Annotated in this window: 9 protein-coding genes; 4 read left to right on the forward strand and 5 right to left on the reverse strand. The window is 37.7% G+C overall.

Going from position 1 to position 16568, the window contains the following annotated elements:
* Positions 1–9: 9 nt before the first annotated feature.
* Genes ACRD62_RS02985 through ACRD62_RS03005 form a run of 5 tightly spaced genes read right to left on the reverse strand, consistent with a single transcriptional unit; the run spans position 10 to position 6866 of the window.
* Positions 10–2280 carry a rhamnogalacturonan lyase gene (locus ACRD62_RS02985; RefSeq protein WP_430818633.1) on the reverse strand — a complete coding sequence of 757 codons (2271 nt, stop codon included), beginning with the start codon at positions 2278–2280 and terminating at the stop codon, positions 10–12.
* Positions 2277–3752, reverse strand: a complete 1476-nt coding sequence (locus ACRD62_RS02990; protein ID WP_430818634.1) for a rhamnogalacturonidase — start codon at positions 3750–3752, stop codon at positions 2277–2279. The genes ACRD62_RS02985 and ACRD62_RS02990 overlap by 4 nt, the downstream gene beginning before the upstream one ends.
* An 11-nt stretch (positions 3753–3763) precedes the next feature.
* A complete protein-coding gene (locus ACRD62_RS02995; RefSeq protein ID WP_430818635.1) occupies positions 3764–4513 on the reverse strand; it encodes a DUF4450 domain-containing protein in 750 nt (249 codons plus the stop codon).
* Positions 4503–5714, reverse strand: a complete 1212-nt coding sequence (locus ACRD62_RS03000; RefSeq protein WP_430818636.1) for a rhamnogalacturonan acetylesterase — start codon at positions 5712–5714, stop codon at positions 4503–4505. Before ACRD62_RS03000 ends, ACRD62_RS02995 begins: the two co-directional genes overlap by 11 nt.
* A gap of 3 nt (positions 5715–5717) precedes the next feature.
* Entirely contained in the window at positions 5718–6866 is a 1149-nt protein-coding gene (locus tag ACRD62_RS03005) for a glycoside hydrolase family 88/105 protein (protein WP_430818637.1), read from the reverse strand.
* A gap of 704 nt (positions 6867–7570) precedes the next feature.
* Between ACRD62_RS03005 and ACRD62_RS03010 the strand changes: the two genes are divergently transcribed.
* The 4 genes from ACRD62_RS03010 to ACRD62_RS03025 are packed head-to-tail and all read left to right on the forward strand — an operon-like array spanning position 7571 to position 16521.
* Positions 7571–9832 carry a fasciclin domain-containing protein gene (locus tag ACRD62_RS03010; protein WP_430818638.1) on the forward strand — a complete coding sequence of 754 codons (2262 nt, stop codon included), beginning with the start codon at positions 7571–7573 and terminating at the stop codon, positions 9830–9832.
* Positions 9833–9837: 5 nt separating this feature from the next.
* Positions 9838–13113, forward strand: coding sequence for a SusC/RagA family TonB-linked outer membrane protein (locus ACRD62_RS03015; protein ID WP_430818639.1), 3276 nt, complete (start codon positions 9838–9840; stop codon positions 13111–13113).
* 41 nt (positions 13114–13154) lie between these two features.
* Positions 13155–14639, forward strand: coding sequence for a RagB/SusD family nutrient uptake outer membrane protein (locus tag ACRD62_RS03020; protein WP_430818640.1), 1485 nt, complete (start codon positions 13155–13157; stop codon positions 14637–14639).
* 25 nt (positions 14640–14664) lie between these two features.
* The gene (locus ACRD62_RS03025) at positions 14665–16521 is read left to right on the forward strand and encodes a fasciclin domain-containing protein (protein WP_430818641.1); all 1857 of its coding nucleotides are present in this window, start codon (positions 14665–14667) and stop codon (positions 16519–16521) included.
* The last annotated feature ends 47 nt before the right edge of the window (positions 16522–16568 follow it).

Genomic DNA, 16568 nt, shown 5'->3' on the forward strand with positions numbered 1-16568 from the left:
TCCCCCTGTTTATTCTTTATAAAATTTTAATGTCGCACTATCCGAAAATACACATCCCTTAATCACAGTTTCTAGTTCCAGTTTTAATGTTTCCCCCTTAGGATAGTCCCCTGCATTCAGTTTCAAAACTCTTTGTTTACTTACTTCTTTTCCATTTATTTTCCAGCTGTAAGTATCGTATTTATATCTTGCATCGAGTTCAAAAATATCTTCTTCACATACGAACTCTTTAATAACTTTTCGTTCTGCACCCTGCAAACGCATATGCATGCCATTAGGTCGCCCACCTTCACCCTGACCAGATTTGGAATGTACACTACTTCTATTTGTGTAATACTCCGGCCAGAAACGACCAAGGTCTGAGCCCAGGTAAAAACCTGTTTGTGTCGGTTGATTGTAAGCTATATTCTGGGTAATGACACTATTTCGATATATAACATCGTTCAACAATGTATAGAAACGATAGTCAGTCTTGAATGGCGTCATATAAATTCGTACCTCTCTGTTATTTTTGGTTCTCACAACCACTTCTTCGCGCCAGTCGCCAAAAAGATCAGCACTGATGCATGGATTTCCTTTGGTCCAGTTATTAGCTATCAGATCTTCCTCATCCGCAAGTGAAAAACGATCAACTCCATCTCCATTCCATTTTTCAATTCGTACAAACGGACGTCGATATACTCCTGATCCGTTCAATAATTCACGGTTTAAATCGCCATCCCACCAGATAGCCATGTTAATTGATGGAGTACGTTCGGTGATCAGTCGACCATCAGCTGTATAAACACCACTTGAATGAGTTGTCCAGACTTCACAACCTCTGAACCGTGGATCGATATCCGCAGCCAGAGCCCGACCAACGTCTTCGTATGAAGGAATACCCCAAAGCAATTCGCTTGTTGCAGCATCGCGCAATTCGCTTCCCGCTCGGGTAGGTACATGCTCGTGACAATCCCACACTTCCAATCCTGGTCGGTCAATATCAATATCTGTCAGGTGCATTGCATCACCATGACCTAATTTAGTATTATAAGCACCTGTTCCATCATCATTGATGAGACAGGCACCATAAGTCACCTCATCTTTTCCATCACCATCCACATCTCCGATGCTCAGGTTATGATTTCCCTGACCCGCATATTCTCTGTCCTTATCATTTCCGCTATGCGAATCAAAACGCCAACGTTTCATCAGCTGTCCATTACGATAATCCCAGGCTTCCAAAACCGTTCTTTCATAATAACCTCTGCAAATTAATATGCTTGGGTGCTCACCATCGAAATAACCAACTCCTCCAAGAAATCGATCCACCCTGTTGCCAGTTCTGTCTCCAAAGCTATCTGGAGCACCACGCTCAATATATTCGGTTCTTGCCAATTCTTTCCCTGTAGCTCCTTCTATAACAGAAAGAAACTCGGGTCCCTCCATAATCTTACCATATGTTCTGGATCTTTCATTTCTATCTACATAATCCGAAATTCCATCCCCGTTAACATCTCCTATTGTTGCACCATCACCAAACACAGTTCCCTCTGCTGTTTTAACAGCTAATTCAGCTTTTCCGTCTCCATCAAAATCATAAACCATCATCTGTGTATAATGCGCACCTTGCCGAATATTAATACCCAAATCAACGCGCCAAAGAAAAGTACCATCCAGTTTGTATGCTTCTATGATTGGACCACCATTACACACTCCCCGATGCGAATTATCCTTTCCACTATTCTCCCGTTTCAGGATTAATTCCATCTCTCCATCACCCGTTAAATCAGCAATAGAGGCATCGTTTGGTGAGTATCGAAAATCAGGATCTCCGGGTATTTCTTTAACAGGTATTGTCAAGTACGGCTTCTCTGACTCATCCAGTAAAACATACTTTGCCAATATTTTATCAGAGCCTGTTTCTTTTAGGGTATAAATCAGTCCTTTTGATTTGGGGGCCGATGTATCAATGAAGTAAGTGCTGTTTTGAAGTCCTTCATTATTTATCTTCTGAGGCTTTGAATTTCCTTCCTTCCGATAAATATCAAAACTCATTCGAACATCATCCTCAGGCAAAAATCGCCAGCTAACAGCAATACTATCTTTATTCAGACGCATTGCTATTAATCCTCTTCCCAACTTCTCCTTTTGAAGACTAGATGAATATGCCGGGCCCTTCTTCAGCATATGAGTTTGCGAAAATGATGTTACCCAACCAATGGTCAGAATAAGAACTACAAAAAGCTTTATCTTCTGCATACTTAAAATTCCCGAATCATTTTCACTTTGTTGTTTCATTCTCTCAGTTCTTTTCTTTTATCTAATCCTGAAAACGGATCAGCAACAAGGTCACCATTTACATAGATTCGATCAATATAAATCTTTTCAGCATCATCCAGTTTAAACAATGGACGACCATCCGGATGTTCAAAATAGAATCTTACATTATCAAATATTACATCCTTTGCATGGCGAATATAAAAACCTGATACTGGTATAGTACCAAACATCCATGGCTCAGGATAAGTCCGTTCGTTTTTAGGTGGCGTAATCAAACCATCTTCGACAGGATGACCACCTTTAAACCATATATTGATATTACTAAATGTAAGCGACTGAATAGAATGTCCCGGAACACCACTAATAATATTGGAGAATTGCGAATCAGCATCGTAAACATTTACATTTTGCACCAATATACGCTGCATTTTTCCAATCGGTGTTCCTTTGGGGCTTCGCTGGCGAGCTCCCAAACGGAAGAAAAAAGGAGAGTTACCAACATTGCGCATCGTAATATTGGAAATAACAACATCTTCCAGATGACCACCATCAACTGCTTCAATGGCTAATCCTCTGCTACGTTCAAAAATACAGTTGGTAATGGCAATATTTTTAAAACCACCACTACTCTCGGTCCCTAATTTGATTCGACCGGTATTGGTTCCATGGTCGGGTGCAACATCTTCATACGTTTCCCATGTTGCAGCCAAGGCCGATCCCTTATCATAACCAGAAACAAAACACCCGCTAATGGTTACGTTTTCGGTATCCTTAAAATAACCCAATCCATAACTTGATTTTAACACAATAGCATCATCCCAGGGACAATTTACCGAACAGTCGGTGATACGTACATTACGACAACAATCAATATCAAAACCATCACGATTGGTATCCACCTTCACATTTTGCACGTGTAAATTATCAACTCCGGTTGCTAATAATGCAAAATGCCCGCAATGAAGCATTGAAATATCTTTTAAAGTAATATTATGACATTCTTTAAAAGCAATTGCCTTGTTTCCCACGCCAGTCAGGCGACTTTCTTCGCGGGTTAAACCTTCTCCATGAATCAGTCCATGACCTTCTATTACAATATCATGCTCACCAATAGCCCATATCAGAGAGTTTTTCCAATGGCTATGCCCAAAATCCTGAAATGGATTATCAGGGTTTGGTTCAGCAGCATCGTAACCATCTATCTGTGTTGGAAAGGCTGCCAGAATGGTAGTACCAGATTCGAGATAAAGAGTAATGTTACTCTTTAATCTTATAGAATAACAGGCATACGTTCCGGTTGGGACATAAATTGTACCTCCTCCATTTTTCGATGCTTCATCAATAGCAGCATTGATGGCCGGAGAGTCAATTGCTTTTCCGTCACCAACCGCTCCATAATCACGAATATTGTATGTTGCAGCAAGTAACCCCTGAAAACTCAAAAGACAAATCAGTGAAAAAAGTATGATGTATTCGTTGCTTTTAACCATGTGCGTTTTACTTAATCAGGCGTTGATTTCATCCACTCGGTTTCCTCATTAACCCTGAAGTAACCTTCCTCAAATAACTGAGGAAGCATAAAATAATTATAATCAGCTTTAGGGCTTAGATAATAGACACAGAAGTACAGTTCATCGTTTGACTGCAAGGGCACGCTTGATCCAAGTGCATGAGATTTGTTGTTTTTACCAGAATTCAAAAACTGCAGAGGATACTTCTGCTGATTAGCATCACATAATCTCAGCTTATCACCCGGAGGTGTTTCCACTTCGAGAATTCTTAACGATCGACTGGTTCCATAATAGAGTGTGAATGAATGTCCTTCAATACTAAAAACATTCTGATCACAATATTCAGGCAACAACATGTTTTTTTCAGGTGTATGCTGAACTACCCCATTTGAAGCACCTCCATAAGCCCAAATCAACTTTGCTCCATCAGGCATGTTATCAGATGACCACTTCATAACAGCCCCTTCACTATCGGTTAACTCTTTTATTATCCAGGAGATCTTTCCTTTACCAATAAAAGCATCTTTTAATGTATATTCTGTTTGATTTGCCTTTTCTTTCTTATTGACAGATGAAAAATCGGATAGCCACTTACTTTCTCCATTTACTTCAACACCCAATCGCAAGGTCCCGGCTAATCGGGGAGTTAAAAAAGTAACATCCGGTTGGAGAGCCAGGGCATTTATTGTACCCCAGCAAAGAATCAATCCTAAAGAAAGGTTTATCAATTTAGTTACCATCGGGTTTTTCTATTTCAACATAAGGAGTCGGGTACCATTTAAATGATCCAAAATTGTCTGGCTTATCTGGTGAGAAGTTTGGGACATCCTCTCTTAAATACTGAACCAGTGGTAAATTGATTTCTTTCATACCATATACCACACACTGCACTATCTGCGAACCACCGTAAGGATTAAAATGAGTATTATCAGCTAATGCTTTAGGTTGATTAGGAAAAGTATTTGCCGGATAATGCACAAAAGCATTCTTCGATTCATCCACTCCCATGGCTTCATATAAGTTACGTGTATAACTATGTAAGTCAATTAAAGGTACATTTGCTGCTTCAGCCACTTTCTTCATTGCATCAGGATAATCACCATGTGTATCCATGATCTTTCCTTCTTCATTAAAGCTTCTTCTTTGAGTGGGTGTAACAAATACAAGATTCATTTCCTTTTCTTTTGCCTTCTCAACAAACTCATTCAATCGATCGGTGAAATTTAGGTAGGCTCCTCTGCCCTCTCCTTTTTCTTTCTGATCATTATGACCAAATTCCACAAAGATGTAATCACCTTTTTTGGCCTGTGTCATTATTTTCGCCAACCTGCCACGGGCAATAAACCCGGTTGCGGTTTCGCCTGATTCGGCATAATTGGCAACAGCCACCTTATCATTGAAAAATCGAGGAAACATTTGTCCCCAGCCAATCCAGGGCTCATAGTCCTGATCTACAACGGTTGAGTTAGCACATAAAAAAACAGTGATCGCATCAGGTGCAGGATCCATCTCAATAAATTCAACCTGAGGTGATTCCCCGTTAAACTCAAAAGTGATATCATCATCCCAGTTACGCTTACCCAATTCGCGCTCTTTGATATTTACTTTTCGAGTAGAATCAATCTGAAGATCACGTTTGTTTATCACAAATGTAATATCCTTAAATTCTCCGGCAGCTGTTTCAATACCGTCGTAAAATAAACGTCGTGATTCACCCCTAATTACAGTATGACCTTTTTCGGTTTTGGAACCAACTCTTACATGAACCCTATAATTGCCGTCTGGTATATTTTTAAAGGTAACGAACCCATTATCGGCAACCGACAATGGATCATCAATACGGTATTTGGCTTCTTTGATTGAAGTACAATTGATAGTACCCAAAACTAAAAAACCAATAAGTGTAATATTTTTTAAGTATCTGTATATTTTAGATGTCATGATTTATTCCTCCAATTTGTATACTTCAGAACCTGCCAATAAAAAACAGCCTACCCCGTAATCTTCAAAATCAGGAACGCTATCGTATTTCACGGGCTGACCATCTTTTGGTTCTTTACCAGTTCCCTGCACGTATCCTAAATATCCATTCTCGTGCACAGCATGTTTAACCATTGCTTCCCACGATTTAGCTATTATTGGCAAATAAGTTTCTTTATCAAGAATACCATTATTAACACCCCAGGCCATTCCGTATATAAATAATGATGTTCCGGTTACTTCTTTACCACCATAATTTTTGGGATCGTGCAGACTCACATTCCAGAATCCATCTTTTCGCTGACACTTCACCAGAGCATCAGTCATTGCTAAAAAGTCTTTTAAATAATCCTGGTAGTGTTTTTCATCAGCTGGTATCTCATCCATTACACGAACCAGGGCAGCATATACCCAACCATTCCCGCGTGACCAGTAACAATCTTCGCCATTTGGTTCTTTATAAGGAGGAATAAAATCGCCATCGCGCCACCATAAATTGTCCTCTGAATTAAACAATCCACCCGCAATATGATTACGACTATATTCATACATGTTCCACATCTTATCGTAGTATTTTGTTTCATTGAGTGTGGTTCCCAACTTCGCAAAAACAGGCATCCCCATTTGAATAGCATCAATCCAATCCCAGTCTCCGTTCTGAGGTGTATTCACCAACATATCTAAATTGGCAATTACCTTTCTTAGTTTATGAGGCTCCGGGCATAACCTGTATAAATCAATATATGTTTGTCCTGCACAATAGTCATCAGCATTGCGTGTTGATGGCCCATTCCGATAATCCCATTTATGAAAATCTGCCCAATCATTGGCATAGGCGTAATATTTTTCTTCTGGTAAGATGGAGTATAATGCCATTAATCCTTCATAATATACTCCTCGAGTCCATATATTACTTGGTCGAACCCGACCTACATTGGAAGGTGCTTTGTAATCTTCAAACTTGGTCATGAAATACTTATTCACTGACACTATAGTTTTTAAAGTCGCTTCCCTGTCAGGTACTGTTTGTGCTAACAAATTACTACCGGTTAACCCTAATACAACTATCAAAATCAAACTACTAAGGGTAGTTTTTAATACTGATCTGAACATATAACTTGGTTTAATCTATTCTAATATTGCGAATATAATGCAGTAATTGCATAGATGCCCTGTAAATTAATCCATGTATATAGAAGATAGTACAAGTGGTAGTTTACACTACTTTACTTACGAATTATCGAAATCATCCATTGATTTTTTTTTCGAAAGCCATATTAACTAACAAATTTAAATCGAATCATTCCTCCCACTTAAATTATTTAACGGTTTCAAATATCACCCCTTTTAAGAATATCGAGTACTGAATTCCATTTTATCCACAAAAACCAACCTGAAGTCAAAAAATACATTTATAAATTCCAGAAAAAGAATATTCATTTTAACAAAAAGGCGTTCATTTATATCTGAATTTGATTTCAGATGATACCCAAAAATCCACCTGTAAATTCGTCCGTTTCACTCCATATTATTAAAGCTATTTATTAATAAATTAAGCTTTTTTATAGATCACAAATCGTAACAAAATATCCACCCTAGTTTTTTTTACATTTACAAATACACACCTATAACACTGTATATCTTGATACTAAAACCCGCAAGAACGATATTACAGGTCTTTGTATTTTTCTCCATTTCCAATGAAAAAGCTTCTCGTACTTTTACATTCGATTAATCTTATTAACACCTATTAACTTTTAATCAAAACACAAGTTACAGGATGAAGATTAACAAAATCGCTAAAGAAACCTTTTGTTATGAAAATTAGATCTATCTTATCTTTCATCTTTACACTTCTCATCGTTTGGAGTTGTAAAAATGAAAAAGACAGTTACTACGACCGGCCAGAATGGCTAGAGCCGGCCATTTATCAACAACTTCAAGATAAAGGAAATTTTAACTCATTCCTGGCATGCGTTGATAAAGCAGGTTTAAAATCTACTTTAAGTGGTGCTGGTTTTTACACCGTATTTGCACCTACAGATGAAGCATTTAAGACTTTCCTTGAAGAACAAAGCCTTAGTTCGATTTCAGCCATTGATGAAGACTTAGCCAAAGATATAGTGTCATATGCAATGATTCAGAACCGCTATTCTTTAGCTGAACTTGACGATTATCAATCAGTTTCGCAAGAATTAATCGAACCAGATATTGCATTCAAACGCAAAACAACTTATTACAAATGGACATACGAGGAAGATGTACCTGAATATGGTGTTAATAAAGTAATCGATGTAAATGCTGTTTCGGCAAAAGAATATACCGGATCTAATATCTTTTACGATGATAACAATTTTAAAAACATCCCATATTTCACACCTACATTCCTGGGTTCGCTTGGATTAACCAGCTACGATTACAATTATTTCTACCCTTCTGTTGAATTAGGTGAAATGAATGTTGTTGATGCAAAGGTGACTGAAGCAGATCTATATGCCGAGAATGGTGTTATTCATATTGTAGATAAAGTTATTCTTCCTTTACCTAACATTGAAGAGAAATTGGCTGAGAATGACAACTACAGTACATTCAAAACTATTCTTGATGAATACATTCGTGAGTATGACATTGCTTCAGACTATTTCCTAATCAGAAACGAACAGGTTACCGGAACTTACGAAGATATTTTTGTTAAAGGATACCCAAGTGCTTACTTCTCGCCAAACGTGGAAAATTACCTTCGTTACGGAGGTGGCGAATGGTACGATGACCAAACAGAAGGTTTTACCATGTTCGCTCCAAACAATGCCGCTATCGAAGCCTTCTTTAACGAGAAGTTTCTTAAATATTACGAATCCATTGAACAAATGACCACTGATCAGATCGCTGATTTTATCAATGCTCATTTATGGAAAAACAATATGTGGCCAAGTAAATTCGCCCGTTACAACAATCTTCATGGTGAAGATGCACGTTTCGATCCTGAATCTAACATTGAAGACAAAGCCCTTTGCAGTAACGGTATCTTTTACGGAACTAATATTGTTCAGGGATCTGATTTATATTATACAGTATTTGGTGATGTATCTCTTAATCCTGAGTATTCAAATATGTTGAATGCCATCAACACCTTCCCTATTATTAAAACTCTTCTTAAAAACAGTAGTGAAGACATTAATATTCAGTTGATCCTTTTAACCAACGATCAAATGGATGCAACAGGTATCACTTATGATTACGGAAGAAGTGAGTGGACCATTACAGACAATAATCCACTGGGAAATAATGCACTGGTAGCATTAGAGAGACTACTGAATTTACATTTATTCTTAAATAAAGATGTAAACTTCGAGGTTCCCGGAATCTACAAATCAGGTATGTTTGAAAACGGTGAATATGTTAAAGTAGCTTATTATCGTCGTAGATTTTTTATCACCTCATCAGGTAATGCAAGTTCATATGCCGGACCACAATATCTGGGACCTATTGAAGAAAACGCAACAAACGGTCAGTCATACAGTGTTGCTGAACCTGTATTGTTTACAACCGATAATGTGGGTGTTCAGATTGAGAAGAACGTTGCCAATTTCGGTTTGTATTATCAATACTTATATAAATCAGCCACCAGTTTAAATCCTGACAATGGTGAGTCGATGGAAGGCTATCTGTATAACACCCTTACAAAAGCAATTAGCGATGTTAAGATTTCTCAGAATAATACCATCTTAATTCCAAATGATGCAGCAATTCAACAAGCTGTGGCTGACGGATATCTTCCTCCAATCACAATTGCAGATTTCACACTTGCTGAACAACAAATGGTATACAGTTTTGTGAAGTATCACATCCTTTCAGGCTTTATTCTTGAACCAAGCAGTTATTACCACAATGCAGTTTCAACACAATTTAAAACTGTTGATGGAGAGACCTATGTAACAGTTGTAAGTGGCGACGATGTAATGACAATCACAGATTCTGAAGCCCGAACTGCAACAGTTGTCAACACCAGAAGTAATGTACTGGCAAACAGAGCAATCATACACCAGATCGATACTTATTTGCGCTATCCTAAAAACTAAATTTCATGAATAAATTAATAATATTACTCACCTTTATAGTTTCATTGTCAGTCTTTACAAAAGTGACAGCGCAAGAGCGAACTACGCTTACAGGTAAAGTAACAGATGAACAATTGATGAGCCCGCTTCCGGGGGTAGCTGTTGTTGCCCTTGATAAAAGTAATCGTATTCTGCATGGTACAATTACTAACCTAAATGGAGAATTTGTAATAGATGTACCAAAAGGAACTTCATCACTCCGATTTTCTTTTATTGGTTTTAAAGAACAAATTATACCCATCTCGGATAAATCAAACTATTACAAAGTTATTTTAGTTGAAGACGTTGTACAGATTGAAGATATTCAGGTAGTGGCAATCAAGAAAACCAATACTGGTTTTATGAACCTTGCCGACCGTGACCTGGCTATTCCGATTGCAAAAATATCAGCTGAAGAGTTTGATGATGTGCAGGCTTCTACTATTGACGATGCACTTCAGGGACGTCTAGCAGGTGTTGATATCGCAGCCAACTCAGGAGACCCGGGAGCAGGTATGTCAATCCGAATCAGAGGTGTTAGTACACTATCGGCTAATAATAAGCCTTTAATTGTGGTTGATAATGTTCCATTTGAAACAACTATTTCATCCGACTTTGATTTTGCAACTGCTAACGAAGAAGGTTATGCTCAGATGTTAAACATCTCGGTTAGTGACATTAAAGAGATTACCGTTTTGAAAGATGCTGCCGCAACAGCTATGTGGGGAACAAAAGCTGCCAACGGTGTATTAATGATTACTACAAAGCGTGGTGTTAAAGGAAGAGCTCCAAGAGTAACCTATACATACAGAGGTACCTTTACAGAGGAACCTGAAACATTACCAACTCTTACAGGAGATCAGTATTCTACTCTTATTCAGGAAGCCTATATGAATACGCATAACTATCCTTTAAACACAAATGATTATAAGGAATTTCTGTATTTGCCAACCGAACCATATTACTATTACAACTACGGTCAGAATACTAACTGGATGGAAGCTATTTCCAGAAGAGGTTTTATTCATAACCATGATTTGGCAATCGACGGTGGTGGATCTAAAGCAACATACCGTTTCTCAACCAACTACCAGGAACAGGAAGGTGTGACTATTGGAACAGGTTTGAATCGTTTAACTACACGTTTAAATCTTGACTATTTTATTTCGGATAAGTTAAAACTACGCGCTGACTTCTCTTATGCACATGGTACAACAGAAGGTAATTATTCTGAAAGTGGAGTAATCAGAAATACAACCAGTATTAGAAGTACTGCTTACAGAATGATGCCTAACATGTCGATTTATGAATACAATGCCTTCGGCGAATTAACCGGTAACTATTTTGCTCCTCTTTCCAATCCGCAAGGTTCATTCCCAAGTATGTATAACCCGGTTGCCTTGGCCACCATGGGAGTTCATAAAACAATAAATGACCGTATCAACTCAAAATTCAATATTTCATATAATATTCTTCCTGAGCTTCGATACACAATGGACTTGTCGCTGGACGTAAACTCAAATAAACTTAAGCAGTTTCTTCCACAGGAAGCAACAGGAGTATCAAATACCAGCCGATATGCTAACCGTATGGTCGATCGTGATGATGACTCATATAACATCTATACCAACAACATGTTGGCATATACAAATACATTTAATGAGATCCACCAGTTAACAGCAACACTTAACTTCCAGACCAATGAGTACATTGGTTATGGTTCTTACCTTTATAAAACCAATGGTATTTCTTCTTCTTTACCTGATGCTTCGGGAGATGGACGTGACAACGTATCAGGTTACGGAGGTTCAACCAGTAGAGGTCAAAGCCGCTCAGTTGGTGCATTGGCAATGTTCCATTATAGCTTATTAGATCGTTATATTATCTCTGCAGGTATGAGAAGAGAAGGTAACTCAAGATTTGATGATAAATACCGTTGGGCCAATTTCCCAAGTTTATCAGCTGCATGGCGTTTATCTGGTGAACCATTTCTTGAAAGCCTAACTTTCATGAATGATGTGAGAGTTCGTTTTAGCTACGGTGAAAACGGTAACCCTCCACGTTATGAATCGATGTTCTATAGTAATTACGGAACTTATGATTTTGCTTACCTGGGAACAACAGGTTCTTATCCTGTAAACATGCAGCTCCAAAACCTGAAGTGGGAAACCATCAAAACTACTAACGTAGGTGTATCAGCAGAATTATTTGATAGTAGAATCAGTACTGATGTTGACTTTTATAAAAACCGTACAGAAGATATGTTGTCATACAATGTAGCAACTCAGTCAACTTCTGGTTATACAACAACATCAGTTAAGAATATTGGAACGATGGATAACTACGGTTGGGACTTACAAGTGAAGACATATCCTGTAAGAAGTAAAGACTGGACCGTAACATTCGATTTCAACATCGCTCGTAACTACAATATATTAAGAGAATTAGCAGATGACTTCTCAACTGTAGTTGCAGAAACACCCGGTAACGGTGAATATAAGAGATATGCTCAGATTGACAACCCGGCAGGTTCATTCTACGGATTTCGATACAAAGGAGTTTATACCACAGAGGATCAATTAATTGCCCGCGATGAGTTTGGTAATCAAATCAAAGACCCGAATGGTAATCCAATTTATATGATGTATGATTTTGCCAATGTAGACTATCTGTTTCAAATGGGTGATGCTATGTACGAAGATATCAACCACGATGGTAACATAAATGCTGCCGACGTTGTGTTACTGGGAGATGCCAACCCTGATTTCTTTGGTGGTTTTGGTCAAATGGTTCGTTACAAAAACTTCTCATTCAATTACTATTTCTATTTCAGAGTAGGTAACGACATTATTAACCGTACTAAAATGTATGGTGAAAATATGCACACCTTCGATAATCAGACTCAAGCTGTATTACGCAGATGGAGAAAAGAAGGTGATGATACAGATATTCCAAGAGCATTGCTTGGTTATGGTTACAACTGGTTAGGATCCGATCGTTTTGTTGAAGACGGATCATTTATGAGATTGAAGTATATTACGTTGGCTTATAAAATTCCAACTAAATTCTCTCGCAAGTTAGGAATGCAATCTGCACGACTTTCAGCAACATTCAACAACCTGCTAACATTTACCAACTATAGTGGTCAGGATCCTGAAATCAACATCAATTCAAAGGATGGAACCATTTACACCGTAGGTTACGACGATTCTAACACACCTAGAACCAGAGACATCACATGTACTTTAAGTATTACATTTTAAAAATTGAGGAAGCCATGATAAAAATTAAACTAAATAAATCCATGAATTTACGTTCAGTTGCCATTGTGCTTCTAATGAGCTTAGCAACTTTATCGTGTAATGATTGGCTGTACCTCGAGCCACAGGATACAATTATTGTAGAAGAGTTCTGGCAATCAAAAGAAGAAGTTCATAGTGCCGCTATGGGTATCTATTCATCTATGATTTCAGACCATCCATACCTGCTTTTTAAATGGGGTGAAGTACGTGGAGAAATGGTTAAATCTAACAACTATAACGACTTTACCTATATTAATAATGGTGATATATTACCAACATTATCACTAATGAAATGGGCACCTCTTTATCGCACCATTAACTATTGTAATAACCTGCTTGAAAAAGCTCCGGGTGTATTAGAATTGGATGATTCATTTACTCAGGAATTACTGGATCAATATCGTTCAGAAGCATATGCAATAAGAGGTCTGATGTATTTCTATCTGGCCAGATATTATGGTGAGGTACCATTGATTTTGGAAGCTACCCTTTCTGATGATCAGGATTTACAAGTTGCAAAAAGTAAACAATCAGTAATATTCAAACAAATAGAGGCTGACTTAGCATATGCAGAAAGTCTGGCAGTAGAATCGTTCGATGATGTTGAAAACGATAAGGGCCGAATCACAAAGGCTGCCATTAATGCTATACAGGCTGACCTTTATTTATGGACAAATGATTATGATAAAAGTGTTGAAGCTGCCGATAAAGTAATCAACTCTGGCAAATTTGGATTAGTACCTTTTGGTGAAATGTGGCTGAACACATTATTTCATCAAACTAATTCAATTGAAGGAATTTTTGAATTACAATACTCAACCCAGTATTTAAATCCTTTTTATACGCTGTTTAATTATAACAGAACCTTCTTTGCCAATGCAGATATTATGGAAACCTATTTCCCTATCGACATATATTTACCTACCGATAGTGCAGATATCAGAGGAGACAGAGGTTCTTTCCGTTCAAGCCGCAACTATAAGTTATGGAAATACATTGGATTAAACAGAGATGAAGAAAAAGGTGATGATGAGGCGACTTCAAACTTCATTTTGTACCGCTACGCCGACGTACTTCTTTTAAAAGCAGAAGCACTTGCAATGAGAGGTGATGGAGATGACTACGAACAGTCGCTGGCATTAATTAAAAAGATTAGAACTAGGGCCAAGGCATCTGCAGTAACCCAAAACATACTGGACGGTGAGATAATTACTCAACAAGGTTTAATCTCATACATCGTAAATGAAAGAGCCCGTGAATTTATGTTCGAAGGAAAAAGATGGCTGGATGTTCTGCGAAATGCACGACGTAATAACTATGAGCGCATGGATTTAATTGAAACAATGGTTATATCCGGTGCTCCATACAACCGTCTTCAAACGATTTTGAGTAAATACCAGGATACACTAAGTCATTATTATCCTATTCCTCAATCAGATATTAATGCGGGATATCCTGTTCTTGTCCAGAATCCATTTTACAATTAAGGACTAGTTAAAAGAATCAGTTAAAATGAAAGAATCAGAAAAACATATTATTTCTGGCAGAAGAACTTCAAAAGTTACTTACGCACCAAGGTATGCAGATTCTTCAATCCAAACTAAAAACAACAGAATCATGAAAATAAATCCATTTTTTAGAATTGGTATAATTGGACTTTTGACAGCAGTCATTTTCTCAGTGTCCAGTTGTCAACCCGAAGAATATACCGAAAGGACCAACTACGAACAGTTAATTGGTGAGTATCTACAAGAAAATCCGGATCAGTTTTCAACTTTTTATGAAGTATTACAAAAAAGTGAAACAGTTGCTTTCTTAAAAGCTTATGGTACTTATACATTATTTGCTCCAACAAACGAAGCCTTTGAAGCTTATTTTGAAAGCAAAGAAAAGACAGGTCTTAATGATTTTACAACCGAAGAACTTAAAGACCTTGTAAGATATCACACCATTCAGGATACCATTGCCTCTACCCTTTTTATTGATGGGAAATTGCAGACTCCTACCATGTATGGTCAATATCTTACTTCTAAAGTTCAGTATGTTGATAACGAAGCTACAATAGTACTTAACAAATATTCAAACATTGAAATGAAGGATAAGCGTTTATTAAACGGTATTCTTTTCTCTGTTGAAGATGTACTGGATCCTGTTACCAAAACAACATCTGAGTTGATTGGCGAAAATCCTGATTACAGTATTTTTTACGAAGCTCTGGTTAATACAGGTTTTGCTGACACTTTGGATTTAGCAGTTGAAAAAGGAGATGAAGATCCACGTTGGTTTACAACCATTGTGATACCTAATTCGGCTTATGCTAAAGATGAAATTAATTCATATGACGAGTTGGCAGCAAAATACAGCAATACCGGTAATCCAAAAAATCCGGAAGACAGTTTATTCCTGTATGTTGCTTACCATATACTGGATGAACAATTAAAATTTGTGAGTGATCTTCAGGAACAGGCTGCACATTTAACAATGGCTCCATTGGAAGTAATTACTATCAAAACCGTAGACGCTAAGGTGAAGATCAACGAGGATTATTTCAACGGCGCAATCGAAGAAGGATACGCTATTAATCTGGATGCATCAGACAACACATCCAATAATGGTGTTTACCATGTAATGGACAATGATTTCAACATTAAAGTCCGTACTCCATTCCCTGTTTATTGGGATGTAACTGATCAATTAGAGATTCGAAAAATGCCAGGTATATACGGCAAACAATCTGTTGAATTGGAACCTGGACAGCTGGAAGAAATTGTATGGCCTGAAGGTAACAATATATGGTATAAAGTTGGAACTGTTAACTCTCCTTATCCATTTGTATTAGGAGATTTCCTTGAGGTTTACTTACGTCCTGAAGTTGTTCCATGGATCGAATTTACAACTCCAATATTGGTTAAAGGAGAATATAAAGTTTGGACCTGTACACGAAATGTATATCCTTCCAGTGGAAGAAGAAACCCAATCTTTTTCGTGTATTTCGATGATGAAGTACTTCCTGTAATTATCGATACCAACATTACACTTAACCGTGATGTGAGTGAAGAAGAATATGAATTACAAGGTTTGAAATGGTATTCTTTCTGGCCTCTTAGAGATTCTACTGCTTATCGCTACGTTGATGGAGATGGTTCGGGTCGTTTTACCGGACAGCTTGCCGGAACCATTAAAGTAGAAACAACAGGGCAGCATAAAATCAAGTTTGTAGGTATCAGTGCCTATGCAGGTCAGGTGTTACGTCTGGATCAGATTCATTTTATACCAACCGATATGGATCAAATCTGGCCAAGAAGTAATGTAGATGACAACTCCCGAATTGAAAAAGAAGGATTGCCACCAATGACCGTACCTGAATAATATGTTAGTAAGAATTATTGACACAAGATTTATAGAAAAAAATTAGG

The sequence above is a fragment of the Carboxylicivirga caseinilyticus genome (assembly GCF_050589785.1).
In the GTDB taxonomy this organism is placed as follows: domain Bacteria; phylum Bacteroidota; class Bacteroidia; order Bacteroidales; family Marinilabiliaceae; genus Carboxylicivirga; species Carboxylicivirga caseinilyticus.